This window comes from Brevundimonas vesicularis, from assembly GCF_900445985.1.
Lineage (GTDB): Bacteria > Pseudomonadota > Alphaproteobacteria > Caulobacterales > Caulobacteraceae > Brevundimonas > Brevundimonas vesicularis_D.
Genome location: NZ_UAQP01000005.1, coordinates 187,890 through 212,788 on the forward strand (window position 1 = coordinate 187,890; position 24,899 = coordinate 212,788).

Annotated in this window: 30 protein-coding genes; 24 read left to right on the forward strand and 6 right to left on the reverse strand. The window is 69.2% G+C overall.

The genetic code is table 11. The features are described from left to right. The first annotated feature begins 188 nt into the window (after positions 1 to 188). The 6 genes from DT343_RS01050 (at position 189) to DT343_RS01075 (ending at position 4,856) form a co-directional block, all read left to right on the forward strand. On the forward strand, positions 189 to 476 hold the full coding sequence (locus tag DT343_RS01050; protein WP_112861413.1) for a spike base protein, RCAP_Rcc01079 family: 288 nt from the start codon (positions 189 to 191) through the stop codon (positions 474 to 476). Then, positions 476 to 1,603: an SGNH/GDSL hydrolase family protein gene (locus tag DT343_RS01055; protein ID WP_112861414.1), complete on the forward strand. Its 1,128-nt coding sequence runs from the start codon at positions 476 to 478 to the stop codon at positions 1,601 to 1,603. The genes DT343_RS01050 and DT343_RS01055 overlap by 1 nt, the downstream gene beginning before the upstream one ends. A gap of 38 nt (positions 1,604 to 1,641) precedes the next feature. Then, a complete protein-coding gene (locus DT343_RS01060) occupies positions 1,642 to 2,712 on the forward strand; it encodes an acyltransferase family protein (RefSeq protein ID WP_112861415.1) in 1,071 nt (356 codons plus the stop codon). Positions 2,713 to 2,863: 151 nt separating this feature from the next. Next, entirely contained in the window at positions 2,864 to 4,036 is a 1,173-nt protein-coding gene (locus tag DT343_RS01065) for a phage portal protein (RefSeq protein ID WP_112861416.1), read from the forward strand. Beyond that, positions 4,033 to 4,266 (forward strand): hypothetical protein, encoded by a 234-nt coding sequence (locus tag DT343_RS01070; protein ID WP_112861417.1) that lies wholly within the window; start codon positions 4,033 to 4,035, stop codon positions 4,264 to 4,266. The genes DT343_RS01065 and DT343_RS01070 overlap by 4 nt, the downstream gene beginning before the upstream one ends. A 194-nt stretch (positions 4,267 to 4,460) precedes the next feature. Beyond that, positions 4,461 to 4,856 carry an HK97 family phage prohead protease gene (locus tag DT343_RS01075; protein ID WP_112861418.1) on the forward strand — a complete coding sequence of 132 codons (396 nt, stop codon included), beginning with the start codon at positions 4,461 to 4,463 and terminating at the stop codon, positions 4,854 to 4,856. Here DT343_RS01075 and DT343_RS01080 read toward each other — a convergent pair. Further along, complete coding sequence (locus DT343_RS01080) at positions 4,843 to 5,628, reverse strand: hypothetical protein (RefSeq protein WP_146756700.1); 786 nt, start codon at positions 5,626 to 5,628, stop codon at positions 4,843 to 4,845. The two genes, DT343_RS01075 and DT343_RS01080, sit on opposite strands and share 14 nt — an antisense overlap. 39 nt (positions 5,629 to 5,667) lie before the next feature. Further along, positions 5,668 to 5,994 (reverse strand): hypothetical protein, encoded by a 327-nt coding sequence (locus DT343_RS01085; RefSeq protein ID WP_112861420.1) that lies wholly within the window; start codon positions 5,992 to 5,994, stop codon positions 5,668 to 5,670. A gap of 166 nt (positions 5,995 to 6,160) precedes the next feature. Between DT343_RS01085 and DT343_RS01090 the strand changes: the two genes are divergently transcribed. From DT343_RS01090 to DT343_RS01125, 8 genes are all read left to right on the forward strand, one after another. After that, complete coding sequence (locus DT343_RS01090; RefSeq protein ID WP_112861421.1) at positions 6,161 to 7,387, forward strand: phage major capsid protein; 1,227 nt, start codon at positions 6,161 to 6,163, stop codon at positions 7,385 to 7,387. Positions 7,388 to 7,534: 147 nt separating this feature from the next. Then, positions 7,535 to 7,798, forward strand: coding sequence for a head-tail connector protein (locus DT343_RS01095; RefSeq protein ID WP_112861422.1), 264 nt, complete (start codon positions 7,535 to 7,537; stop codon positions 7,796 to 7,798). Next, positions 7,795 to 8,091, forward strand: a complete 297-nt coding sequence (locus DT343_RS01100) for a phage head-tail adapter protein (protein ID WP_220116416.1) — start codon at positions 7,795 to 7,797, stop codon at positions 8,089 to 8,091. Before DT343_RS01095 ends, DT343_RS01100 begins: the two co-directional genes overlap by 4 nt. Continuing rightward, positions 8,088 to 8,489, forward strand: coding sequence for a DUF3168 domain-containing protein (locus DT343_RS01105; protein ID WP_258522464.1), 402 nt, complete (start codon positions 8,088 to 8,090; stop codon positions 8,487 to 8,489). Before DT343_RS01100 ends, DT343_RS01105 begins: the two co-directional genes overlap by 4 nt. Positions 8,490 to 8,653: 164 nt before the next feature. After that, positions 8,654 to 9,064, forward strand: coding sequence for a phage major tail protein, TP901-1 family (locus DT343_RS01110; protein WP_112861423.1), 411 nt, complete (start codon positions 8,654 to 8,656; stop codon positions 9,062 to 9,064). Next, positions 9,061 to 9,339 carry a GTA-gp10 family protein gene (locus tag DT343_RS01115; RefSeq protein WP_112861424.1) on the forward strand — a complete coding sequence of 93 codons (279 nt, stop codon included), beginning with the start codon at positions 9,061 to 9,063 and terminating at the stop codon, positions 9,337 to 9,339. Before DT343_RS01110 ends, DT343_RS01115 begins: the two co-directional genes overlap by 4 nt. After that, a complete protein-coding gene (locus tag DT343_RS01120; protein ID WP_258522465.1) occupies positions 9,336 to 9,512 on the forward strand; it encodes a phage tail assembly chaperone in 177 nt (58 codons plus the stop codon). The genes DT343_RS01115 and DT343_RS01120 overlap by 4 nt, the downstream gene beginning before the upstream one ends. Beyond that, positions 9,502 to 10,026 (forward strand): phage tail tape measure protein, encoded by a 525-nt coding sequence (locus tag DT343_RS01125; protein WP_112861426.1) that lies wholly within the window; start codon positions 9,502 to 9,504, stop codon positions 10,024 to 10,026. The genes DT343_RS01120 and DT343_RS01125 overlap by 11 nt, the downstream gene beginning before the upstream one ends. A gap of 94 nt (positions 10,027 to 10,120) precedes the next feature. Here DT343_RS01125 and DT343_RS01130 read toward each other — a convergent pair whose 3' ends face one another. Together DT343_RS01130 and DT343_RS01135 are read right to left on the reverse strand one after the other, a co-directional pair. Continuing rightward, positions 10,121 to 10,822, reverse strand: a complete 702-nt coding sequence (locus DT343_RS01130; RefSeq protein ID WP_220116418.1) for a DUF805 domain-containing protein — start codon at positions 10,820 to 10,822, stop codon at positions 10,121 to 10,123. 78 nt (positions 10,823 to 10,900) lie between these two features. Then, positions 10,901 to 11,548 carry a DUF805 domain-containing protein gene (locus DT343_RS01135; RefSeq protein ID WP_181669095.1) on the reverse strand — a complete coding sequence of 216 codons (648 nt, stop codon included), beginning with the start codon at positions 11,546 to 11,548 and terminating at the stop codon, positions 10,901 to 10,903. An 84-nt stretch (positions 11,549 to 11,632) separates the two neighbouring features. Between DT343_RS01135 and DT343_RS01140 the strand changes: the two genes are divergently transcribed. The 8 genes from DT343_RS01140 (at position 11,633) to DT343_RS01175 (ending at position 22,054) form a co-directional block, all read left to right on the forward strand. Then, the gene (locus DT343_RS01140; RefSeq protein ID WP_112861429.1) at positions 11,633 to 12,247 is read left to right on the forward strand and encodes a DUF2460 domain-containing protein; all 615 of its coding nucleotides are present in this window, start codon (positions 11,633 to 11,635) and stop codon (positions 12,245 to 12,247) included. 142 nt (positions 12,248 to 12,389) lie between these two features. Beyond that, entirely contained in the window at positions 12,390 to 13,037 is a 648-nt protein-coding gene (locus tag DT343_RS01145; protein ID WP_112861430.1) for a baseplate hub domain-containing protein, read from the forward strand. 182 nt (positions 13,038 to 13,219) lie between these two features. Further along, positions 13,220 to 13,840, forward strand: a complete 621-nt coding sequence (locus tag DT343_RS01150) for an NlpC/P60 family protein (protein ID WP_112861431.1) — start codon at positions 13,220 to 13,222, stop codon at positions 13,838 to 13,840. Then, positions 13,841 to 17,539, forward strand: a complete 3,699-nt coding sequence (locus tag DT343_RS01155) for a baseplate multidomain protein megatron (RefSeq protein ID WP_112861432.1) — start codon at positions 13,841 to 13,843, stop codon at positions 17,537 to 17,539. A gap of 90 nt (positions 17,540 to 17,629) precedes the next feature. Then, positions 17,630 to 18,556: a DnaJ C-terminal domain-containing protein gene (locus tag DT343_RS01160; RefSeq protein WP_112861433.1), complete on the forward strand. Its 927-nt coding sequence runs from the start codon at positions 17,630 to 17,632 to the stop codon at positions 18,554 to 18,556. A 46-nt stretch (positions 18,557 to 18,602) separates the two neighbouring features. Then, positions 18,603 to 19,763: a phosphoserine transaminase gene (locus DT343_RS01165; protein WP_112861434.1), complete on the forward strand. Its 1,161-nt coding sequence runs from the start codon at positions 18,603 to 18,605 to the stop codon at positions 19,761 to 19,763. 75 nt (positions 19,764 to 19,838) lie between these two features. After that, entirely contained in the window at positions 19,839 to 21,134 is a 1,296-nt protein-coding gene (locus tag DT343_RS01170; RefSeq protein WP_112861435.1) for an adenylosuccinate synthase, read from the forward strand. Between the two features lie 107 nt (positions 21,135 to 21,241). Continuing rightward, a complete protein-coding gene (locus tag DT343_RS01175) occupies positions 21,242 to 22,054 on the forward strand; it encodes a response regulator (RefSeq protein ID WP_112861436.1) in 813 nt (270 codons plus the stop codon). A gap of 48 nt (positions 22,055 to 22,102) precedes the next feature. Here DT343_RS01175 and rpoH read toward each other — a convergent pair whose 3' ends face one another. Continuing rightward, a complete protein-coding gene (gene rpoH, locus DT343_RS01180) occupies positions 22,103 to 22,990 on the reverse strand; it encodes an RNA polymerase sigma factor RpoH (protein WP_026108409.1) in 888 nt (295 codons plus the stop codon). Between the two features lie 230 nt (positions 22,991 to 23,220). Beyond that, the gene (locus DT343_RS01185) at positions 23,221 to 24,240 is read right to left on the reverse strand and encodes an RluA family pseudouridine synthase (RefSeq protein ID WP_112861437.1); all 1,020 of its coding nucleotides are present in this window, start codon (positions 24,238 to 24,240) and stop codon (positions 23,221 to 23,223) included. A gap of 83 nt (positions 24,241 to 24,323) precedes the next feature. On the opposite strand from DT343_RS01185, the gene DT343_RS17595 reads away from it, so the two are divergent. Then, positions 24,324 to 24,611 (forward strand): DUF2799 domain-containing protein, encoded by a 288-nt coding sequence (locus tag DT343_RS17595; protein WP_220116420.1) that lies wholly within the window; start codon positions 24,324 to 24,326, stop codon positions 24,609 to 24,611. Next, the gene (locus DT343_RS17600; protein ID WP_220116421.1) at positions 24,611 to 24,850 is read left to right on the forward strand and encodes a hypothetical protein; all 240 of its coding nucleotides are present in this window, start codon (positions 24,611 to 24,613) and stop codon (positions 24,848 to 24,850) included. Before DT343_RS17595 ends, DT343_RS17600 begins: the two co-directional genes overlap by 1 nt. Positions 24,851 to 24,899: the final 49 nt, after the last annotated feature.

The window sequence follows — 24,899 nt, forward strand, 5'->3', positions numbered from 1 at the left end:
CCTTTCCCTCCCCGTTGCGGGGAGGGTGGTCGCGAAGCGACCGGGTGGGGGCGGCCCGGCAGGGGCGCACGGATTGATCGCGCGAGGTTAGTGATGGGTCGCCTCGCCGTCCCCACCCGGCTTCGCCTGCGGCTCAGCCACCCTCCCCCCGCGGGGGAGGGAGATTTTTGTCATTCAGGAGAGACGATATGCCGGCCATTCCCGAGCGGGACGGATTGCTGAACCATGGGCGCGACGCGGGCGGGCCGGCGAGGCGCGCGGCGGCGGTCACGCCCAGCGATACGGCCGATCTGACGACCTACGCCAAGGCGCTGTATGTCGGTGCGGCGGGCAATGTCCGTGTACTGACGGTCGGGGCCGAGGATGGGGACGCTGTGACCTTCGCCAACCATCCGGTGGGGTGGTTGCCGGTGCAGGTGCGCCGGGTGCTGGCGACCGGGACGACGGCGACGCAGATCGTGGCGGCCTTCGACTGATGTCGGGTGTCGAGATCGGAGCGGCGGGGGCGGCGCCGGGCGGGGTGCTGGGGAGGGCGGGGTTCTCCGTGCCCGACCTGCCCGTCTGGTCGGCGGCGGTCAGAATTATGCAGGCGGGCGGGCGCGAGGCGCGGCTGCTGTGCATCGGCGACAGCGTGACCCAGGGCTATGGCGCGGTCTCCGGCGGTTGGACGCCGAACGGTCGGGCGGGCGCCTGGCCCGAACGGCTGGCGGCGATGATGAGCGGGCGGGGCCTGCCGGCCTCGGCGGCGTCGGTCGCGGGCGCGGGGGCGGCGGATGGGGCCAGCGGAGGCTATTCCAGCTATGACCCGCGTGTGACGATGGGCGCCGGGTGGGGCGTAAACGCCCTGACCGGGATGGGCGGCAAGCTGTTCTCGGGCGCGGCCTCGTCGACGGGCGTTTGGAGTTTTCAGCCGGACCGGCCGGTCGATCGGTTCGATCTTTGGGCCGTGACCAATACGGCGCTGGGGGTGCTGACGGTCGAGACGGACGGCGCAGTGCGGGCGACGGTCAGCACCACCAAGGCGGCGTCGATGGAGGTCACGACCGTGGCCTTTCCCGAGACCGCCGGGCCGGTGAGCGTGCGCTGGGCCTCGGGCGGGGCGGTGTTCATCGCGGGCGGGATCGCGTGGCGGTCGGACGTGCGGCGGGCGCGGGTGATCAATGCGGGTTGGGGCGGGGCCAGGATCGCGGACTGGATCACGACGGATCAGCCGTACCGGGCGTATGGGTCGATCCTGGCGGCGGCGCCTGATCTGTCGGTCGTGTGTCTGACGATCAACGACTGGAACGCGGGGACGGCGGTCGCGACTTATAAGGCCGGGCTGGGGACGCTGGTGGATCGGTGCCTGACGACAGGGGACGTGCTGCTGATGACGGGATGTCCGTCGGATCCGGCCCAGGGCAAGGCGAGTTATGCCGCGCAAGCCGCGTTGCGGGACGCGTTGTTCGAGGTGGCGGCGACGCGAGGGTTGGCGGCGCCCATCGACGGGACGGCCCTGTTCGGCGGGAGTTTCGCCGGCGGGCTGATGTTCGATTCCGTCCATCCCAATGCGGCGGGCCAGGCGAGGATCGCCGAGGCGGTGCGGGCGCGTGTGATGATCTGAGGTTGTCGCGTGCTCTCGCGTGGTGGTAACCGTGGCGGATGGGGGAGCGGTTCTACGGGGTGCAGGCGCTGCGGTTCGCGGCGGCGACGGCGGTGGTCGTCACGCATGCCGTGGACTTGGCCGGGACGCGGCTGGGGTTGGAGACGGTGCTGGCTGGCGGGACGCTGGAGAACTTCGGCGCCGTGGGCGTGGACGTTTTCTTCGTCATCAGCGGGTTCATCATCGCCACGACGACGGAGGGTCAGACGGGCGTGGGCGCGGCCGGGGCCTTCCTGTGGCGGCGGTTTCGACGGGTGGCGCCGATCTACTGGCTGCTGTCGCTGCCGATCCTGATTGGCATGGCGCGGGGCGGGACGCTGAGCGCGGACGTGGCGGCGGCGACGTTCCTGTTCTGGCCGTTCAGCGGGCTGGAGATGACGTTTCCGGCGCTGGGGCCGGGGTGGACCCTGTGTTTCGAAATGCTGTTCTACGCCGGGTTCGGGCTGGCGATAGCGGGAGCGCGGCGGGTCGGCTGGGGGCTGATCGGGGCCTATGCGGCGATGCTGGCGGCCGGATTGGTCGTGGCGGCGCCGGTGCTGAGGTTTTTGGGCGCGCCGATCATTCTGGAGTTTCTGCTGGGTGTCGGGATCGCCTCGATTTGGCGGTTCGCGCCGCGTCGGTTGGGGCTGTGGGCGGTCGGGCTGGCCGTGCTCGGGTTCGCGCTGGGCCTGGTCTTCGGCTATGGCGGCATCGACGATGTGCGGGCGCTGAACGATCCGTGGAACGGGCTGAGGCGGGCAGCGGTCTGGGGTCTGCCCAGCGCCCTGCTGGTGTTCGGCGTGGTGCGGATGCAACAGACGGATCGGGTGCCCGGGCGGCTGGAACGAGCGGCGGCCTTCATGGGGGATGCGTCCTATTCGATCTATCTGGTCCATGTGCTGGTCATCCGGGCCTTGGGGCGACTGTTCGAGAGTGGGATGGTCGCCCTGCCGGGGGATGCGGTGGTGGGGCTGACTGTGATCGCCAGTCTGGCGGCGGGGGCGCTCGTCCACGTCTGGATCGAGCGGCCGTTGCTGAAGGTGATGACACCCTCTCCCGCTGGGAGAGGGCTTGAGCGTCCGAGAGCGTAGCGATCGGTCAACGCGACCCGAAGGGCGGCGCGAAGCAGCCAGAGGGTGAGGGTCGCGCCCGTGCGCCTTGGCCCGCCAGCCGACCCTCATCCGGCTCTTCGAGCCACCTTCTCCCACTGGGAGAAGGGACAAGAAATTTGAGGAGATTGCGATGGTTTCGATCCGGTGGCCGTTCGGCCGGGCGGGGCGCGTGGGCGCGCCTGAGGGCAAGGAGAGCCGGGCGGGCGGGGTGATCGCCTTGTCGGGGGTGGGGCGGCCGCGGTGGACGCCCAACGACTACGCCAGCCTGGCGCGCGAGGGGTATCAGAAGAATGCGGTGGCCTATCGCTGCATCCGCATGATCGCCGAGGCGGCGGCGTCAGCGCCCTTCGCGGTGTTCGTGGACGGGGTGCGCGACGATGCGCATCCGCTGGCGAAACTGATCCGTCGGCCCAATCCCGAGCAGTCGGGAGCGGAGCTGATGGAGGCGGTCTATGGCGCGCTGCAGGTGTCGGGCAACGCCTATGTCGAGGCGACCGGCGATGCGGATAGGGACGGGGCGCCGGACGAGCTGTGGGCGCTGCGGTCGGATCGGGTGAAGGTGATCCCCGGTCGGTCGGGCTGGCCCGAGGCGTGGGATTATTCCGTAGACGGACGGTCAGTGCGGATCGGGCGGGCGGCGGACGGCTGGGCGCCGGTGATGCACCTGAAGCTGTGGCACCCGCTGGACGACTGGTACGGGCTGTCGCCGCTGGAGGCGGCGGCGCAAGGGGTGGATGCGCACAATGCGGCCGGCGCCTGGAACAAGGCCCTGCTGGACAATGCGGCGCGGCCGTCGGGGGCGCTGGTCTATGGGGCGAGGAACGGCGAGCGGCTGACGGACGGACAGTTCGAGGCGCTGAAGGATCAGTTGTCGAACGTCTATGCCGGGGCGATCAACGCCGGACGGCCGATCCTGCTGGAGGGCGGGATGGACTGGAAGCCGCTGAGCCTGACGCCGGCGGAGATGGATTTCACGGCCGGCAAACATGCGGCGGCGCGAGAGATCGCCCTGGCGTTCGGGGTTCCGCCGCAGCTGCTGGGGATACCGGGCGATGCGACCTACGCCAACTATCGCGAGGCCAATGCGGCCTTCTGGCGACAGACGGTGATCTCGCTGGTCCGGAAGGCGGCGGGGGCGATGACGGGCTGGCTGGGCGAGCGGTTCGCGGGGTGCGAAATCCGGGCGGACCTGGATGCGGTCTCGGCCCTGCAGCCCGAGCGGGACGCCCTGTGGGCGCGGCTGGAGGCGGCGAGCTTCCTGACCGACGAAGAGCGTCGGCGGATGGCGGGGTTGGGGGCATGACCGAACATCAAATCCGGCGCGTGCCGACGGCGCTGCTGATCGCCGTCGCGGTGCAGACAGTAGGCGGCCTGGTCTGGGCCGGGGGCGCCGCGGCGCGGATCGCGACGCTGGAGCAGCGGGTCGGGGAGCAGAGGCTGGTCGCCGAACGGCTGGCGCGGCTGGAGGTCCAGGGCGAGGCGACGGCGGCGGCCGTGGAGCGGATCGAGCGTCGGTTGGAGGGTGGATCGTGAGTGGTGCGCGCAGTTTTCTCCCTCCCCGCTCCGGGGAGGGTGGTCGCGGAGCGACCGGGTGGGGGCGGCCAGGCAAGGCCGCACTGCTGGAAACGAAGGAGGTCGGCGGGACGTCGCCTGGCCGCCCCCACCCGGTCTCGCCTGACGGCTCGACCACCCTCCCCCGCGGGGGGAGGGAGAAGTCTGGTGCGCTGGTGATCGAAGGCTACGCCTCGCTGTGGGGCGCGGCGGATCTGAACGGGGACGTGGTGCAGGCGGGGGCGTTTGCGGACAGTCTGGCCAAGACGGGGGCTGAGGGGGTGCGGATGCTGAACCAGCACGATGCGCGCGCGCCGGTCGGGGTCTGGGAGCAGATCGTCGAGGATGCGCGCGGCCTGTTCGTGCGCGGCCGGATCGAGGACTGGTCGGCCGAGGCGCGGTTCGCCGGGGCGTTGAGCCGAGCCGGGGCGCTGGATGGTCTGTCGATCGGATACCGCACGGCGCGGGCCCGGCGTCAGGGACGGCTGAGGGTGCTGAGCGCGGTCGAGCTGTGGGAGGTGTCGCTGGTGACGTTTCCGATGCTGCCGGGGGCGCGGTTCAGTTTGGCTTGAGGGCCTGGAAGGCGCCGTTGCGGTCGAGGGTTTCGGCCAGGGCGGCCATCTGGACGCGGCCCTTCTTGCCGTGGAGATAGCGCAAGGCCCAGCCGGCGAGCACCAGGCCGAAGATCCAGCCGACGTGCAGCACCAGGTGGGCGAACAGGATGAAGACGGCCGCCAGCGCATAGGCGCCGAGATAGACCAGGGCCAGCTGTCCGCCGCGCGAGGCCGTGGGGTTCGACAGGCCGGCGATGATCTCGGCTACGCCCGGTGCTGCGGCGGCGGACGGCAGGGCGTGATCGGAGGGCTTTGACGCCGGTTGGGGCGCGGGTCTGGACTGCGCTTTTGGCGCGGCCTGGGCCGCAGGCGCAGGGACCGGTCGGGCGGTGGGTTTGGGCCTCGGCGGGGTCGGGTCCGGCGCGCGCCGGGCGGGACGGAACAGGATCGAGCGGCCGGTTTCGTCGACGGTGAAGACCTCTTCGAAGGCGGTGGTCGAGAAGTCGATGGCGCGGGTGTCCTGGCCGTAGCTCTGGCCATGCAGGGCCGTCAGCCGGCCCTGGCGCAGCTCGATCTGGAAGCCGACGGGGTCGGGCAGGCCGGCGACCATGGCATGGACGGTGCCGAACAGGCCGGTGGCGTCCGGGTTGGCGATCGCGCGGTCCGCATCGACGACGATCTGGGAATACAGGCCCGCGCCGGTGTTGCGACGCAGGCCCGGCGAACTGGCGGCGACCTGGGCGCGAAGATCCGGCACGCTGTCGCCCATCTGCCAAATCATGGCGTCCATGACGGCGCTTTCGAGGGGCGTCAGGTGGGACATGGGGCGCTAGGACGACTTGGATGCAGCGTTGCGACGCAGCATCAAAACCACGATGCCGACGATCAGGACGAGTATGGCGATCTGCGCCGCGCGGTAGGGCAGGCCGCTTTGGCCCTCAGCCTCGGCGCCGCGATGCAGGGCGGTCAGGACGATATCGGCCATCGTGTAGACGACGACCGGAAAGCCAACGGCCGCCGCCCATGGCCAGCGGGCTACACGTCGTGACCCTGCTGAAAGCGTGCCGGGCGGAAAGAGGATCGCGAAGAGGATCAGCGCGGCTGCATGAAGCAGCGGGCTGTAAAAATCGGCTTCGACGAAGATCGGCGCGGGCATGAGGCGAGCCTAGCGGTCGCCTGAAGCCTCCGCAATCACAGGTTTCGGGCGGCCGATAACGGCCGTTCGCGAAATGGGAAGGTCGCGACGCGGCCGCCCCCTCCACCGCCTTCGGCGGTCCCCCTCCCCCGCATCGCGGGGGAGGATCGTTTCAGCAGGAGACACCATGAAAGAGACCAAACAGGCTTCGGGCCAGCCCGAGGCGCGCGATGTCGTGCGCGAGATGATGGCGGCCTTTGAGGCGTTCAAAGGGGCGAATGACGCCCGACTGGGCGAGATCGAGAAGAAGGCGGCGGCCGATGTGCTGCTGGAGGAGAAGGTGGCGCGCATCGACCAGGCGGTCGCCTCGGCCCAGGCGCGGCTGGACCGGGTGATGAGCCAGAGCCGTCGACCGGTGATTGGCGGCGAACCGGCCGAGCCGGCGTCTGCGCCCGAAGCGAAGGCGGCGTGGGACGGCTATTTGAAGACAGGCCAGTCTGGCGCACTGGAGGTCAAGGCGGGCCTGTCGGGCGGCGCGACCTCGGGCGGCTATGTCGTGCCCTATGAGACCGAGCGGGCCATCGAGCGGCGTCTGATGGCGGCGTCGCCGATGCGCGAGATCGCGACGGTCAGGACCGTGGCGGCCGGGGTGTTCCGCAAGCCGGTGTCGACGGCGGGCGTGGCCTGCGGCTGGGTGGCGGAGACGGCCGCGCGGCCCGAGACGGACCCGGCGACCCTGGCCCTGCTGGAGTTTCCGTCGGCCGATCTCTACGCCAATCCGGCCGCGACGCAGGCCCTGCTGGACGACGCCATGGTCGACCTGGACGAATGGCTGGCGGCTGAGGTCGAGGACGCCTTTGCGGCGCAGGAGACCCAAGCCTTCATCAATGGCGACGGGGTGAACAAGCCCAAGGGGCTGCTGTCCTATCCGACTGTGGCGGACGCGGGCCAGGCCTGGGGCCAGATCGGCTATATCGCGTCGGGCGCGGCGGGCGGGTTTGCGGCGACCAGTCCGGCGGATCGCCTGATCGATCTGATCTATGCGCCCAAGGCCCAGTACCGACCGAACGGCCGGTTCGTGATGAACCGCAAGACGGTCTCGGCCGTGCGCAAGTTCAAGGACGCGGACGGCAATTACATCTGGCAGCCGGCGACGCGGCTGGGCGAGACGGCGTCGTTGCTGGGCTATCCGGTCACCGAGATCGAGACCATGCCGGACGTGGCGGCGGGCAGCCTGTCCATCGCGTTCGGGGACTTCCAGCGGGGGTATCTGATCGTGGACCGGGCCGGGGTGCGGGTGCTGCGCGATCCCTATTCGGCCAAGCCCTATGTGCTGTTCTACACGACCAAGCGCGTAGGCGGCGGGGTGCAGAACTTCGACGCGATCAAGGTGATGAAGTTCGCGGCCGCCTGACGGCGGCAGTGACGAGCAGCGAGTGGCGAGTGGCGAGGGCCGCTCGCCTCTTCGTTCGATGACAGACGGCGACGTAAGGCAGGGACGGGGCGATGCTCGCCACTCGTGACACGCCACTCGCCACTCCCGAGCAAAGCGAGGTGACACATGGCGCAGCCGGTGACGGTGGCGGAGGCGAAGCTGTTTTTGAGGGTCGAGCATGAGGTCGAGGACAGCTTGATCCAGACCCTGATCGCGGCGGCGCAGGCGAAGGTCGAAGCGGACGTGGGGTTGAGCCTGACATCCACCTCGCCGGCGCCGCTGAGGCTGGCGATCCTGATGCTGGTGCTGCGGGCCTATGAGCGGGGCGAGGCGGTGGAGATCGAGCCGGTGGAGGGCTGGATCGCGCCATACCGCGTGGTGAGGTTGTGAGAGTTCTGGCGGGGTTGTTTCAGCCGGTGGAGGCCGAGACGCCTTACGGCGGGCGCAGCGTGTCGTTCGAGGCGGCAGGATCCGCCTGGCTGAAGTGCGGGGCGCGTCGGCGCCTGGAGCGCGGCGAGGGCGATCAGCGGCGCGCGGTCGAGACGATGGGCGCGGAGGCGCGGGCGGACGCCCGGCTGACGGTCGGTCGCGTGCTGCGGTTCGGCGGGGCGGACTGGCGGATTGTCTCGGTCGAGGATGCGCGGCCGGGGCGGGCGAAGCTGGATCTGGAGCGGTTGCGGTGAGGGATCATGAAGGCGCGCTGCAGAAGGCGATGGTGGCGGCGCTTAAGGCCGATCCGACGCTTTCGGCCCTGATCCAGGGGCGGGTTTACGACCAGGCGCCGGAAGGGGCGCTGTGTCCCTATCTGGCGCTGGGGCGGTGCGAGAGTCGGCCGGTGGCGGCGGACGGGGGCGGGGTCGAGCAGAAGCTGACCCTGACGGGCGTGTCGCGCTTCGCGGGATCGGAAGAGGCCAAGGCGGTCGCGGCAGCGGTGCGGGCGTGTCTGCACGAGGCCGTGCTGGAGGCCGACGGGGTGCGGACGGCGACGCTGAGGGCGACGTTTGCGGACGTGTTCCGCGCCGGCGACGGGCGGCGGACCTATGCGGTCGTGCGGCTGAGGGCGGTCACGGAAGAGATTTGATCCTCCTCCGCGTCAGCGGGGGAGGGGGACCATGCGCAGCATGGTGGAGGGGGCGAAAGCGGACCGGGTGCGGAAATCAGGCGGCGGAATGCGTGTCCGCCCCCTCCACCACTTCGTGGTCCCCCTCCCCCGTTTCGCTGCGCTTCACGAGGGAGGATTGAGCAATGACGGCACAGGCCGGCAAGGACATGTTGCTGAAGATCGAGGGCGCGCCGGGCGTGTTCACGACGGTGGCGGGGTTGAGGGCGCGGACGATCTCGCTGAACGCCAAGACGGTGGATACGACCGATGGCGACAGCGCCGGGCGGTGGCGCGAGCTGCTGGCCGGCGCAGGCGTCAAGTCGGCGGCGGTGTCGGGGCAGGGCGTCTTTCGCGACGCGGCGTCGGACGCCCTGGTGCGCGAGGCCTTCTTCGATCAGGCGGCGAAGCGATGGCGGCTGATCGTGCCGGACTTCGGCGTGCTGGAGGGGCCCTTCCTGGTGGCGGCGCTGGAATACGCCGGCGAGCACGAGGGCGAGGCGACGTTCGCGCTGAGCCTGGCCAGCGCCGGGGCCATCGGGTTCGGCGCGATATGAACGGCATGCGGGGCGAGGCGGCGGTGATCCTGGGCGGCGTGCGGCGTCGGGCCTGTCTCACGCTGGGGGCGCTGGCGGAGATCGAGACGGGGCTGGGCGTCGATGGGATGGCGGCGGTCGCAGAGCGAATGAAGACGCTGTCGGCGCGGGATCTGATGATCGTGCTGGCGGCGGTGTTGCGTGGCGGTGGCGAGGTCGAGCCGGAGGTGGCGGCTGTCGATCCGCGCGAGGCGGCGGTCGCGGTGGCGCAGGCGTTTGCGGCGGCCGCCAGGTGACGCCCTGGGGCGAGATGTTGCGGCTGGCGGCGGTGATGGGCGTGGCGCCCGAGGCGTTCTGGCGGCTGTCGTTGAGGGAGTGGCGGATGTTGACGCAAGTCTCGCAGGGGACGGCGCCTTTGGGACGCGAAGGGCTGGCGCGATTGATGGAGGGTTGGCCGGATGGCCGATGAGTTCGGGCGAGACGGGATCGATCAGGTCGCGCTGAGAGCGGCCGAAGCCGGGGCGGCGCTGGAGGCGTTGAAGGCCCCGGCGCAGGAGGCGGCGGATGCGATCGAGGCGGCGTTCGGGCGGTCCGGCGACAGCCTGACGCGATCGCTGGCGCGGGCGGCGGCGGACGGGGAGGTGTCGCTGGCCGAACTGGCGCGGGCGGTGCTGAACGCCGTCAATGCGGCGGCCGGCGCGAACGGCGGCGGGCTGAGCGCGGCGATCCAGTCGGTGATGTCCAGCTTCGGCGGGGCGCGGGCGGACGGCGGGCCGGTGCTGGGCGGTGCAGCCTATCTGGTTGGCGAGCGCGGGCCGGAGGTGTTTCGGCCGACGACGGGTGGCGAGATCGGGCCGGTCGGCGGTGGCGGCGTGACCGTCAATGTGGCGGTGGACGGGGGGGCGCCGGCCCTGCTGCGGTCCGAGGCGCAGATCGCCCAGATGCTGGCGCGGGCCGTCAGTCTGGGCGCGCGGCGGATGTGATCGACGAGTGGCGAGTGATTAGTGGCGAGTGCCGAGCGAGGATGCCGACGCGGCGCGCCTCACGCCTGACCACTCTTCACTCGCCACTTGCTGCTTATTCGCCCTTGGGGTTCGGGCCGAAGCGGTTTTCGCCCTTCTGGCTGTCGACCAGACCGATCCACAGCAGGAAGGCCAGGCCCAGAAGGCCGGCGATGGCGAACAGGCCGAAGGCCGGTCCCATCAGGGCGAAGACGGCCGCCGGGTTGCCCTCGTAGTAGTCCTCCGAATAGCCGTTGGCGACGTGGGCGGCGATGATCATGGCGACACCAGCGAAGAAGGCGACGACCGAGCCGACCCAGGGAATGGCGATCAGCCAGCCGGTCTTGCCCATGTCGTGCAGACGCTTCACCGAAATGGCCAGGTTGGGCCAGATCAGCACGATGCCAAGCAGATTGATGAAGGGGATCCAGCTGATGACGACGTTGACGCCCAGCAGGATCAGCCAGCCGATCCAGAAATGGCTGCGGCGGATGCGGCCCTCGAAGGACAAGAACAGCTTTTGCCAATCGAATCCGGCGACGGCGGTCGAGGTCGAGCTGGCGTAGCCGCCGGCGACGCCGGTGGTGGTGGGCGAACCGGCCAGGATCAGGATCTGGGTGGCCGCGGCGCCTTCGGGGACGAAGTCGACGCGGACGCCGGCGGCGGGCACGGCCGGCGATTGCAGCGCGGCCGAGGTGAAGTCGTAACGGGCGCCGTCGTCGCCGCTGATCAGGCCGACGCCGGTCGTGGCGTCGTAGCTGAGAATTTCACCGCGCACTGAGATCTCCATGACTGGCGCCACGTCCGGCGCGGCGGCAACATCGCCGACCCTTGCAATCCCAGCAACCCGAAAAGGTCAAGCTGGCCGATCCTGACGCGTTTGTAATGCGGGCGACCCCTTGGGTGGCGCGCCGTGGACGTTCGCGCCCGGCTGTGACGGCAGGAGACTGACGATGAAGATGAACAGCCCGCCGACGTAGGGGATAAGGCCGATCAGGATCAGCCAGCCGCTGAAGCCGACATCGTGAAAGCGCCGGATGGTGACGGCGATGCCGGGCGCCACCAGAGCCAGATAGACAAGGATGAGGAGGCAGACCCAGGCCATGCCCCACGCCTCCATGTCATAGCCCATCTCGGCGTCGGCGATGGCCAGGCCGATTACCGGCATGAAAGCGATCACCATGATCAGAAACTGGAATAGGGCGAAGGACCAGTATTCCTTTCGCCGCGCTCGACCATGGCCCTCGATATAGAGGTCGGTGACGCACCGGACGAAATAGCCCCACAGGCCCAAGTCCGGCTCTGGCGCATAGACGGGCGGCGGCAGTGGGCCGTCGCGCAGGACCATCAGGCTGAGGGCCTGGTCGTCCTGAACCACGAAGTCGACGCGGCGGCCGGGTTCGAGACCGGCGGCGGTTGAGGTGAAGGCGTAGCGCTGCAAGTCATCGCCGCTGATCAGGCCGTCGCCGGTCGTCGGATCGTAGCTGAGAATTTCGCCGCGCAAGGCCATGTCCAGGAAAGACGCGGCCTGAGCGCCGCCGCCAAGGTTTGGACCGGGCGGGCGGCATTGCACAACAGGAGAGTGTAGATGGACGCCTTTCACGAGGTGCGCCTGCCCGCGCGGCTGGCGTTCGGTTCGACCGGCGGGGTGGAGCGGCGGACGGAGATCACGACCCTGGCGTCCGGGTTCGAGCGGCGATCCACGCCCTGGGCGCTGGGCCGCAGGCGGTATCTGATCGGGGCGAACCTGAGATCGCTGGACGACATGGCCGACCTAGTCGCCTTCTTCGAGGCGCGGCGGGGAAGGCTGTATGGGTTTCGGTTCAAGGACTTCGCCGATTTCAAGTCATGCGCGCCGGGCGGGGTGGTCTCGGCCGAGGATCAGGTGCTGGGCGTGGGCGACGGGGTTCGGACCGCGTTCGATCTGGTGAAGCGCTACGGCGATGTGGAGCGGCTGATCGCCAAGCCGGTCGAGGGATCGGTGCGGATGGCGCTGGGTGGTGTCGAGACGACGGCCTTTGCGGTCGACTTCGCAACCGGGCGGGTGACGCTGGAGAGCGTGCCGAAGGCGGGTGTCGCGGTGACGGCGGGGTTTCAGTTCGACACGCCGGTGCGGTTCGATTCCGACCGGATCGAGACGACGCTGGAGAGCTTCGAGGCCGGACGGATGGCGGCGGTTCCGCTGATCGAGGTTCGAGTCTGAAGGGGAGTGGCGAGTGGTTAGTGGCGCGTGGCGAGAAATCGGCCCCGGCATCGACCAACGCCCCGACACAGCCAGCCCGATGCGTTCGAGCAGCCTGCTCGCCACTCGCCACTATCCACTCGCCACCGAGCGAAAGCGAAACATGAGAAACATAACGGAAGAAATGGCCGCCCGCATCGAGAGCGGGGCGGCGACGCTGTGCCATGTCTGGCGGCTGGAACGAGCCGACGGCGTGGCGATGGGGTTCACCGATCACGACCGGGACCTGGTGGTGGACGGGGCCGTCTGTCGGGCGGCGAGCGGCTGGACGGCGGGGGCGGGCGAGAGCGCGGTCGGGCTGGCGGCGGGGTCGGTTTCGGCGGCGGGCGTGCTGGACGACGCGACGATCGCTGAAGCGGATGTGGCGGCGGGTCTGTTCGATGCGGCGACGGTTGAGCTGTGGCGCGTGGACTGGGCGCGGCCGGATCTGAAGGTGCGGCTGTGGTCGGGGGCGCTGGCGAAGATCCGGCGCCAGGGGGACAGCTTCGTCGCCGAGCTTGAGGGACCCCTGGCGAAGCTGGAGCGGGTGGTCGGGCGGACCTATGGGCGGATGTGCGATGCGCGGCTGGGAGACCAGAGATGTGGGGTCGCGGCGCCGGCGGGGCGGGTCTGCGACAAGCGGTGGGAGACCTGCGTTGGGACGTTCGGGAATGGCGCGAACTTTCGCGGATTTCCGGATGTGCCGGGGGACGATTTCCTGACAGCCTATCCAGCCGGAAATGCGCGAAACGACGGCGGGAGCCGGCGGTGAGCGATGAGAGTTCAGTTCTCCACCGCGAAGCGGGGGAGGGGGACCGCGCGAAGCGGGGTGGAGGGGGCGGACGACGCAAAGGCGGAGGGCAAGCGGCTTTCCATGCTGGCTTAGGCGACTGCGATGCTGTCGCCCCCTCCACCGCTTCGTGGTCCCCCTCCCCCGTAGACGGGGGAGGACCTTTGGTCGTCGCTGCCGCCCGGTCCTGGCTCGGCACGCCGTATCGGCATCAGGCCAGCGTGAAGGGGGTGGGCGCGGACTGTTTGGGTCTGGTGCGAGGGGTGTGGCGCGAGGTGGTGGGCGAGGAGCCCGAGGTCTTGCCGGCCTATTCGGCCGACTGGGCCGAGGTCGGCGGGCGCGAGACGCTGCTGGAGGCGGCGGGGCGGTGGATGCGGCCCGTTGCGGTCGATCAGATGCGGCCGGGCGACGTGTTGCTGTTTCGCATGTCGCCGGGGGCGGCGGTGAAGCACTGCGCCATTCTGAGCGACCTCGACGGACCGGAGCCGAGGATGATCCACGCCTATTGGGGACGGGCGGTGGTCGAGAGCTGGATCGGCGTGTGGTGGCGAAGACGGCTGGCGGCCGTGTTCCGGTTTCCTGCCCCGCACCGCAAAGCGGGAGAGGGCGACCGCGCCCCCGGGTCTCGCCAAAGGCGAGCCCGAGGACAGGCTGCGCGTGGTGGAGGGGGCGAAAGTCCCACGAATCTTGGTGAAGCGGGATCAGACGCCGGAGGTGCGGTCGCCCCCTCCACCACTTCGTGGTCCCCCTCCCCCGTGAACGGGGGAGGATTTTTGGAGGCGTAGATGGCGCAAGTTGTTTTGAGCGCGGTCGGGCAGTCGGTCGGCGGGCCGGTCGGGCGGGTGATCGGCGCGACCCTTGGGCGGGCGATCGACAATCGGGTGGTGGGCTCGCTGGGTCCGGCGCGGCAGGTGGGGCCCAGGCTGGAGACACTGAAGGTTCAGGGCACGGCGGAAGGGGCGCCGATGGCCTGCGTCTTCGGACGGGCGCGGGTGACGGGTCAGGTGATCTGGGCGGCGCGGTTCCTGGAAAGCAAGTCCAAGGTCCGCGCGGGCAAGGGCGGTCCGAAGACGGTCGACTATGTCTATTCGCTGAGTTTCGCCGTGGCGCTTTGCGAGGGCGAGATCGACGGGGTCGGGCGGGTCTGGGCCGACGGGCGGCTGATGGACATGACCGGCGTGGTGATGCGGGTGCATCGCGGGGGCGAGGACCAGACGCCGGATTCGCTGATCGAGGCGGTGGAACGGGATGCGCCGGCGTATCGCGGCACGGCCTATGTCGTGTTCGAGGACCTGCCGCTGGGGCCGTTCGGGGATCGGGTTCCGCAGCTCAGTTTCGAGGTGTTCCGGCGACCGCGCGGGCAGGCGGCGCGGCTGGAGGACCTGCTGGAGGGGGTGTGTCTGATCCCCGGCGCGGGAGAGTTCGCCTTGGCGACCGAGGCGGTGGTGCGCCGCGAGGGACTGACGCGAACGACGGCGGAGAATGTGCACAATGGGGAGGGCCGAGCCGACCTGGTCGTGTCGCTGGATCAACTTCAGGCGCAACTGCCGAACCTGAAACGGGTGAGTCTGGTGGTCGGGTGGTTCGGCAGCGATCTGAGGGCTGGGCATTGTCAGGTTCGGCCGGGGGTGGAGCGGCGCGAGAAGCCGACCGAACCGCTGGTCTGGTCCGTGGCGGGCGTCGCGCGCGATGAGGCCTATGAGGTCAGTCAGGTGGATGGGGCGCCGGCCTATGGCGGGACGCCGTCGGACGACAGCGTGCGTCAGGCGATCCGCGAGCTGAAGGCGCGGGGGCTGGAAGTGACCCTGTATCCGTTCGTCTTCATGGATTGCCCCGGCTATCCGTGGCGGGGGCGTGTGGCGGGCGTGGACGGGGCCGAGGCGACGGCGGAGATCGCGGCGCTGTTCGGCGGCAGCGAGGATTGGGGGCTGCGGCGGATGGCGCTGCACTACGCCCGGATCGCGGCCGAGGAGGGGGCGGACGGCCTGTTGATCGGCTCGGAGATGCGCGGCGTGACCTGGACGAGCGATGCGGTCGGGGGCTTTCCGGCGGTCGATCAGTTCCGGGCGCTGGCGGCGGAGTGTCGGGCGGTGGTCGGGTCGGACGTGACACTGTCCTATGCGGCGGACTGGAGCGAATATTTCGGGCGGCAGGCGGCCGGGGAGGTGGTGTTTCATCTTGATCCGCTGTGGGCCGATCCGAACATCGATCATGTATCCATCGACTGGTATCCGCCGTTGACGGACTGGAGAGCCGGCGACGGCGGGGTCGATGCGGCGACGTTTGGCCGGGCGGCGGACCCCGCCTATCTGGCGGCCGGCGTCGCGGGCGGGGACGGGTTCGACTGGTTCTACGCCAGCGAAGCGGATCGGGCGGCGCAGATAAGGACGCCCATCGTCGACGGGGCGCATGGCGAGGACTGGGTGTTTCGGCCCAAGGACCTGAAAGGCTGGTGGTCGAATCTGCACCATGACCGCCCGGGCGGGGTGCGGAGCGCTGTGCCGACGGCCTGGATTCCGGGAATGAAGCCGGTGCGGCTGTCGGAGTTCGGCTGTGCGGCGGTGGACCGGGGCGGCAATGCGCCGAACCTGTTTCAGGACGCCAAGAGCAGCGAGAGCCGCCTGCCGCCGGGATCGACGGGCGCGCGCGACGATGCGGTGCAGGGGGCGGCGCTGGAGGCGGTGCTGGGGCATTATGCGACGGCTGAGAACAATCCGGTTTCGGAGGTCTATGGCGGGCGGATGCTGGAGGCGGCGGACGCCTGGTGCTGGGACGCGCGGCCTTATCCGGCGTTTCCTGCGCGGGGCGATGTCTGGGCCGACGCAGGGGCGTGGCGCGCCGGGCATTGGCTGAACGGACGGCTGGCCGGCGACGGGCGCGATCTGATCGAGGCGGTGCTGGCGCGAGGCGGATTGTCGCCTGACGAGATGGCGATCGAGGGCGTCGAGGGGGCGGCGGCCGGCTATGTCATCGACCGGCCGATGCGGACGCGCGATGCGCTGGAGCCGCTGCTGGCGGCGTTCGACGCGGTGGCGGCCGAGCGGGACGGAAAGGTCGCCGTGCTGGGGCGGGTGGAGACGGTGGTCGAGATCGCGGGCGAGGCGCTGGCTCTGCCCGATGGCGGGGCGGCGGAAACGGCGACGCGGACGCTGGAGCCCAGGGCGGGCGAGGCGCGGGTGCGCTTCATCGACGAGACGGCGGACTATCAGACCGGGGCGGTGGTCGTGCGGTCGGACGATGCGGCGGCGACGGCGGGCGGGGTCGATCTGGACTTGACGCTGGCATGCGGCGGCGGACTGGCGACGGCGGCGGCGCAGCGGGCGCTGGACGGCGAGGGCGTGGAGACGAGAACGCTGGCGCTGGGGCCGCTGGAGGCCTTGCGGCTGGAGCCTGGAGACGGGGTGCGGCTGGAGGGTCGATCGGACGACTGGCGCGTGATGCGGGTCACGTCGGACGAGACGCCGTCGGCGGTGCTGGAGCCGGTGACTGCGCGGCGGACGGTCGAGGACGACGGCGCTTGGCGCGGGGGCGAAACGCCGGTCGTGGTCGGGGCGCCGTTTCTGAAAGTGTTGGACCTGCCGCCCTTGATGGGGCGTGAGGCGGACGCACGGCCCTTGATCGCCGTGGCGGCCGAGCCGTGGCGGACGATGCGGCTGCATGTGGGGCCGACCGCTGAGACTCTGACCGCGAGGGGCGATGTGGAGGCGCCGGCGACGGTCGGGGTGCTGCTCGAGGCGCTGGGACCGGGCGTGCGGAATCGCTGGGACGAGACCAACGCCCTGGTGGTGCGGGTCGAGGGCGAGGCGCCGCAAAGCGCGGTCGAGGCGGCGGTGCTGGGCGGCGGCAATGCGCTGGCGGTCGAGACCGCTGTGGGCTGGGAGATCGTGCAGTATCGGTCGGCGGAGCTGGTCGGGCCGGGGACGTGGCGGCTGACGGGTCTGTTGCGCGGGCAGCAGGGGACCGAGGTGGAGATGCGGGCGGGCGCCGGGGCGGGGTCCGTCGTGGTGTTTCTGGATCGGGATCTGGCGCGCGCGGAGATCGGGCGGGGCGAGCGAGGACTGCCGCTGGTCTGTCGCGCGGGACCGGCTGGCGCGGCGCCGGGCGGTGCGGGGTTCAGCGAGACCCTGTTCGTGGCGAGGGGCGTGCATGATCGGCCGTGGTCGCCGTCTGGCCTGACGGTCGAGACGTCGGCCGAGGGGCTGGCGATCCGATGGACGCCGCGTGTGCGGCTGTTCGGCGACAGTGGGGATGGGGAACCGACAGCGGTCGATCCGATGCGGTTCCGGTTGCGCATCTTTGATCATGACGTCGTGGTGCGGACGATGGAGGTCGAGGGGCTGTCGGCGTTCTATTCTGCGGCCGACTTGGCGACGGACTTCCCAGAAGGCGCGACATCGACGGCGGGGATCGCCGTGGCGCAGTGGAACGACGGGTTCGGGTGGGGCCCAGAAGCGGAGGTGGAGGCGGAAATCCGGCCGGTCTGACGAAATAGGGCGGGTCCAGCCCTTTGCGCGGGGCGGGGCATGGCTTAACTGACGGCCTCTCGACCTTTTTCAGCTGGAGCGACAACGGACGTGGCAGGCGACCCCTACAAGGAACTGGGCGTTTCGAAGGGCGCGAGCGCGGACGAGGTCAAGAAGGCGTATCGCAAGCTGGCCAAGGAGCTGCATCCCGACAAGAACCCCGGCGACAAGATCACCGAGGACAAGTTCAAGCGGGTGACGGCGGCCTTCGACATCCTGGGCGACAAGGAAAAGCGCGCCAAATACGACGCGGGCCAGATCGACGGCGACGGCAACGAACAATATCGCGGCTTCGGCGGGGGCGGTCGCGCCGGCGGCAGCCCGTTCGGCCAAGGCGGCAATCCGTTCGGACAAGGCGGCGGACCGGGCGGCCGCGCCAACTTTGAAGGCGTTGATCTGGACGAGCTGTTCGGCATGTTCGGCGGGGGCGGGCGTCAGCGCGGCGCAAGGGACTTCACCTCACGCGGTCAGGACGTGAAGGCGACGCTGGACATCAGTCTGGAAGACGCCATCGCCGGGGCGACGCGGCGGATCCAGTTCTCGGACGGGCGCACCCTCGACGTGACCATTCCCAAGGGCGCGTCGGAAGGCCAGACCATCCGCCTGCGCGGCCAGGGATCGCCGGGACGCGGGGCCGAGAACGGCGACGCCCTGATCGAACTGCGGATCGAACCGCACCCCATCTACAAGCGCGACGGGGCGGACCTGACCATGGACCTGCCGGTGTCGGTGCCCGATGCGGTGCTGGGCGCCAAGGTGCGGGTGCCGACGCCCGAGGGCGTGGTGCAGATGACGCTGCCGGCCGGATCGAACTCGGGCAAGGTGCTGAGGCTGAAGGGGCGCGGCGCGTTTGCGCAAGGCAGGCGGGGCGATCTGCTGGCGCGGGTGATGGTGACGCTGCCGGATGCGCCGGACACCGAACTGACCGCCTTCGCCGAGGATTGGCGGGCCAGGCGGCCCTATACGCCGGGGCGGTGAGCGCATTCAAGCCGCGTGAAGCTCGGCAGCGCCAAAGGAAAAGAGCATGAGCACAAAGCCTGATGTGAAGCCGGCGCGGCCGTGGTTTTCGGCGGGGCCGACGGCGAAGCGGCCGGGCTATGCGCTGGGTGGATTGCCGTCCGATCTGCTGGGACGCGGCATTCGCGCGCCGGAGGTGGTCGAGCGGTTCGCGCATGGCCTGCGGCTGACACGCGAGGTGCTGGAAGTGCCCGACAGCCATGTGATGCTGTATACGCCGGGGTCTGACACAGGCGCGGTCGAGGCGGCGCTGTGGGGGATGTTGGGCGCGCGGCCCGTGCAGGTCGTGGCGTTCGAGAACTTCGGCCTGACCTGGCTGGCGGACGTGAAGGATCATCTGGGGCTGGAGCCCGAGGCCCTGACGGCGCCGTGGGGCGAACTGCCGGATCTGAGCCGGGCCGACTGGTCCAAGGACGTGGTGTTCCCGTGGAACGGCACGACCTCGGGCGTGCGCGTGCCGGACGCCGACTGGATCGCCGACGATCGCGAGGGGCTGGCGATCTGCGACGCGACCTCCGCCGCCTTCGCCATGCCGCTGCCGTGGGACAAGCTGGATGTCGTGACCTTCAGCTTCCAGAAGGCGCTGGGCGGCGAAGCGGGCATCGGGGTGATGGTGCTGTCGCCGCGCGCAGTCGAGCGGCTGGATACCTACCGGCCGGATCGGGCGATTCCGAAACTGCTGCGGCTGACCGACGGCAAGGGACGGTTCGATCGGGCGCTGGCGGACGGGGTAGCGATCAACACCTTCTCGATCCTGACCATCGAAGACTGGATCGACGCCCTGGGCTGGGCCAAGGACATCGGCGGGTTGAGTGAACTGATCCGGCGGACGGACGCCAACTATGCCGCGCTGGCGGAATGGGTGGAGCGGACCGACTGGATCGCCTTCCTGCCGGATCGGCCGGAGATACGATCGACCACATCTGTGTGCCTGAAGTTCACCGATGCGCGGATCGCCGCTTTGGACGACAAGGCGCAGAAGGCCTTCGTCGTGCGGTTCAAGGCCCTGCTGGAAGGCGAGGCGGCCGTGTTCGACATGGAGCCGCACCGCAATGCGCCGCCTGGTCTTCGACTATGGTGCGGCTGCACGGTCGAGACGGCCGATGTGATCTCGGCGACGCCGTGGCTGGAATGGGCGTTCGAGACGGCTGTCAGCGAAGTCGGATAAATCCGCCTGACGGGACGACATCGGACGATTCCCTCGCTATAGGCTGCGCCCGCATTCCAGTGCGGAGAGACGGTTTTGGCGAACGTAGCGGTGGTCGGCGCCCAGTGGGGCGACGAGGGCAAGGGCAAGATCGTGGACTGGCTGTCCAACCGCGCCGACATGGTCGTGCGGTTCCAGGGCGGACATAACGCCGGCCATACGCTGGTCGTGGATGGCAAGGTCTACAAGCTGGCGCTGCTGCCCAGCGGCGTGGTGCAGGGCAAGCCGTCGATCATCGGCAATGGCGTGGTCGTCGATCCCTGGCATCTGGTCGGCGAGATCGAGAAGATCGCCGCCCAGGGCGTGGCGATCAGCCCTGAGATCCTGACCATTGCGGACAACGCCTGTCTGATCCTGCCCATCCACCCTGCGCTGGACGTCGCACGCGAGGCGGCGGCGAGCGCGCCGGGCGCCAAGATCGGCACGACCGGGCGCGGCATTGGTCCGGCCTATGAAGACAAGGTGGGGCGTCGCGCCATTCGCGTCTGCGATCTGGCCAATGAAGACGATCTGAAGGTCAAGATCGACCGGTTGCGCTCGCACCACGATCCGCTGCGCGCCGGTCTGGGGCTGGAGCCGATCGATCCCGACGCGCTGCTGGCGCAGTTGCTGGAGATCGCGCCGAAGATCCTGCCCTATGTGAAACCGGCCTGGCGCGTGCTGGATCAGGCGCAGAAGAACGGCAAGCGCGTCCTGTTCGAAGGGGCTCAGGGCGCCTTCCTGGACGTGGATCACGGCACCTATCCCTATGTGACCAGCTCCAACACGGTGGCCGGCCAGGCGGCGGCGGGTTCGGGCATCGGGCCGCGCGGCGTCGGTTATGTGCTGGGGATCGTGAAGGCCTATACGACGCGCGTCGGAGAAGGCCCGTTCGCCTGCGAACTGAACGACGAGGTCGGCGCGCATCTGGCGACCGTGGGCCGCGAGGTCGGGGTAAACACCGGCCGCGCGCGCCGCTGCGGCTGGTTCGACGCCGTGTTGGTGCGCCAGTCCGTGGCGATCAACGGCATCGACGGCATCGCCCTGACCAAGCTGGACGTGCTGGACGGGTTGAAAACGTTGAAGATCTGCGTCGGCTACAAGGTCGATGGCGAGGTGCTGGACTACCTGCCCTCAAGTTTGAAGGCCCAGGGCGCAGCCGAGCCGGTGTTCGAGGAGCTGGAGGGCTGGAGCGAAAGCACCGCCGGGGTCCGCAGCTTCAAGGACATCAACGCCAACGCCATCAAATATGTGCGCCGGATCGAGGAATTGATCGGCGCGCCGGTGGCCCTGCTGTCCACAAGCCCCGAGCGCGACGACACCATCCTTATGCGGGATCCGTTCCAAGGCTAAGGCCTTGGAGGGGGGCGGCGTGAGGCGGCAGACTACGCAGAAAGACCTATTCAACAGGTCTTAACCCGTGGGCAGTAAGGATAATGGCTCCTACTTCGGAGTCTGATGTGTTCGCCGCAAACGCCAGAACCATGAGCCGCATGGAGCCCGCGCTCCGTCGGGTGGTCATCGTGGACCCTAATCCGTCGTCGGCGCGGCTGCTGTCGGACATCATGAAGGGCATGGGCGCGCGCGAAATCTATTCGGAGAGCGACGAGGAACGCGCGCTTGAGCTGCTGCGAGACGTCGAGCCGGGCGTGATCTTCACAGAACGGTCCGGAGACACGCTGAACGGCGAAACCCTTGCGCGGCGTATTCGACGTTCCGGCATGTCGTGCCGCATGTCGCCGATCATCATGGTGACGAGCGAGGCGACCGCCGCGGCGATCAAGGGCGCGCGCGACGCCGGCATCCACGAGTTTCTGAGAAAGCCGTTCACGACCGGCGACCTGTTCAAACGGGTCGAGAACGTGACGCTGAAGCCCCGGCCTTGGATCGAGGCCGTTGGCTATGTTGGGCCGGATCGTCGTCGGTTCAACTCGGGCGAATATTCGGGCGCTCGCAAGCGCCGCAGCGATGGCGCAGGCGGAGGCGGCCCCGCCGAAATCCGCGATCAGGCGTCGCGAATTCTGGTTTCGGCCCTGTCTCAGTTCGAACAGGACCCGTCGCAAGCGACGCGCGCCATTCGCCAACAGGCCGAGACGCTGAACGGTCTGGCCATCAAGACGGCGGACGCGCGACTGGCGATGGCTGTCGCGACCCTGCAGGCCTATGTGGCCAGCGGTCAGGTGACGAAGGCGGGACTGGCCCAGCCCATCGGCACGGTAGTGGCGGCTGCGAAAGCCGCCAACGATGCGGCGCCGGTGGCGCGCGCGTCGTGACAATCGACGGTCCGCCGCGCCGTTGAAGGCGCAGCGAACCGAGTTTGCTCAGGCGTCGACCAGGTTCCGCTCTTCGGCGGCGGCGCGCATGGCCTTTTGCAGCTTCTCGAAGGCGCGGACCTCGATCTGGCGCACGCGTTCGCGCGACACGCCATACTGGCCAGCGAGCTCTTCCAGCGTGACCGGGTCGTCCTTTAGGCGACGCTCCGTAAGGATGTGCTTCTCGCGGTCGGTCAGCTCTTCCATGGCCTCCTGGAGGAGGCTCATGCGGATGCCCTTTTCCTCGTCGTCGGCGAGTTGGGTTTCCTGAGATACGGCCGTGTCATCGGCCAGCCAGTCCTGCCATTCGCTTTCGCCGTCGGCGCGCAGAGGGGCGTTCAACGAGGCGTCGCCGCCGAGACGGCGGTTCATGTTGGTGACCTCTTCCTCCGTCACGCCCAGTTTGGTGGCGATGGCGGCGAGGTGTTCAGGATGCAGATCGCCTTCCTCGAAGGCCGAGATTTGGCTCTTGGCCTTGCGCAGGTTGAAGAACAGCTTTTTCTGCGCCGCCGTGGTGCCCATCTTCACGAGCGACCAGCTGCGCAGGATGTATTCCTGGATCGAGGCGCGAATCCACCACATGGCGTAGGTCGCCAGGCGGAAACCCTTGTCGGCGTCGAATTTCTTGACGGCCTGCATCAGGCCGACGTTTCCTTCGGAAATCACTTCGCCGATCGGCAGGCCGTAGCCGCGATACCCCATGGCGATCTTGGCCACGAGACGAAGGTGCGAGGTGACGAGACGGTGTGCGGCTTCAGGGTCCTGGTGCTCAGACCAACGTTTGGCGAGCATGAACTCCTCGTCCTTGGTCAGCATCGGAAACTTGCGGATTTCCGTCAGATAACGCGACAGGCCTTGTTCAGGCGACATCACCGCGAGCGTACTATTGGCAGCCATATACAGGTCCCTCCGACCGTCTTGAACGAGCGGGCTCTTCGTCATCGGCCACGGTGTGTGCGCCGACGTCTCACCCCTCAACCGGTGAAGTAGCGATGGGTTGCCGCCATTTTTAGAGGCGGATCGTCACACGAAAGCGTGACCGTGGCCCTGGCGCCACTCGCGCCGATCGACGCCCTATATATAACTTCGTCAGTTGCTATTCAAGACCCGCTCGAACGGGCGGCTGTTCAGAGTTCGGCGAGGCGCTTTTCGAGACGCTGCATGTCGGACGGCGGCGCGGTCTCGAAGCGAAGCGCCTCGCCCGTGACAGGATGGACAAAGCCCAAAACGGCGGCGTGGAGGGCCTGACGCATCAGGCCAGCCTCGGCGATGGCGGCGCGGACGGGAATGGCGGGGCTGCCTGAGCCATAGGTCGCGTCGCCGAGGATGGGCGCGCCTTTGGACGACAGGTGGACGCGAATCTGATGGGTGCGGCCGGTGTGAAGGGTGCAGGCGACGCGGGCGGCCATAGGTGCGCCGCCAGCTTTGGCCGGTTCGCCGTAGGTCGCCTGAACGGCATAGTCGGTGATGGCCTCGCGTCCACCGGCCTTGAGGATCGCCATCTTCTTGCGATCGCCGGTGGAGCGGCCGATGCGGGTATGGATGCGGCCGGTCGCGGGCGACGGCGCGCCGCGTGTGAGGGCGATGTAGGTGCGCTCGATATCGTGCGCAGCGAACAGGGCGGAGAGGCCGGCGTGGGCGCGGTCGGTCTTGGCGGCGACCATGACGCCGGAGGTGTCCTTGTCCAGCCGGTGAACGATGCCCGGGCGGGCGACGCCGCCGATGCCCGACAGGCTGTCGCCGCAATGGGCCAGAAGGGCGTTGACCAGGGTGCCGTCGGGCGTGCCGGGCGCGGGGTGGGCGGCCATGCCCGCAGGCTTGTCGATGACGATCAGGTCGGCGTCCTCGTAGAGGACGATCAGGGGAATGGCCTGGGGCTGAGGCTTGGCCGGCGCGACGGGCGGCAGGGCGACGGCATAGAGGCCAGGTTGGGCCTTGGCGGAACCGCCGGTGAGAACCGCGCCATCGCGACTGACGGCGCCCTCGGCCAGCAGGGCCTGGAGCCGGGCGCGTGACAGGGCGGGGAAGGCGCCGGCCAAGGCCTTGTCCAGGCGAACGCCGGCCGCGTCGATGCGGGCCTCCAGCACCTCGGCGGGGACGCCGGTCGCGGGGTCTTCGTCTTCGTCGATCAGATCTTGGGCGGACACGTTGTCTCCCTAGCACGGCCGGCCGCTTGCGCGAGGGGCGCGGGTGAGGCGATAGTCAAGCTAGGGGGCGTTGGGGACATCCGATGAAGCGGTTGATGATCGTCGGGGGGGCGTTCGCCGCGGCGGCGCTGCTGAGCAGTTGCACGACCATGAGCAAGGACGAATGCCTCGCCGGCGCCTGGGGCGAGAAGGGCTATGTGGACGGGTCGTCGGGCTATCCGATGACGCGACTGGACGACCATACAAAGGCCTGCGCCAAGTTTCAGATCGCACCCAATCCGGCCGCCTATGGCTCGGCGCGTGAGGATGGCTTGCGGACCTATTGCACCTTCCGGCGCGGCTGGGAGGAGGGGCGGGCGGGCAATGCCTAATGCTGCATGAGGTCGAGGATGCGTACGACACGGCGCAGGACGCGCTGAACAGCGCCGAGGCCCGGATCGAGAACCGCAAAGACAAGCTGGAGGCCAAGGAGCGTGAACTGCGCGGCGAAGGCCTGACGGACGAAGAGCGGGAGCGCATTCGTGACCGCATTCAAGAGGTCAGAGGCGAGATCCGGGATGCGCGTCGCAATGCCCGAGAGGCACGCGACGCGCTGGATCAGGCGGAATGAGACGTTCGACGGTTGCGGCGCGAACTGAGCGGCCGCTACCCGGTCTAGG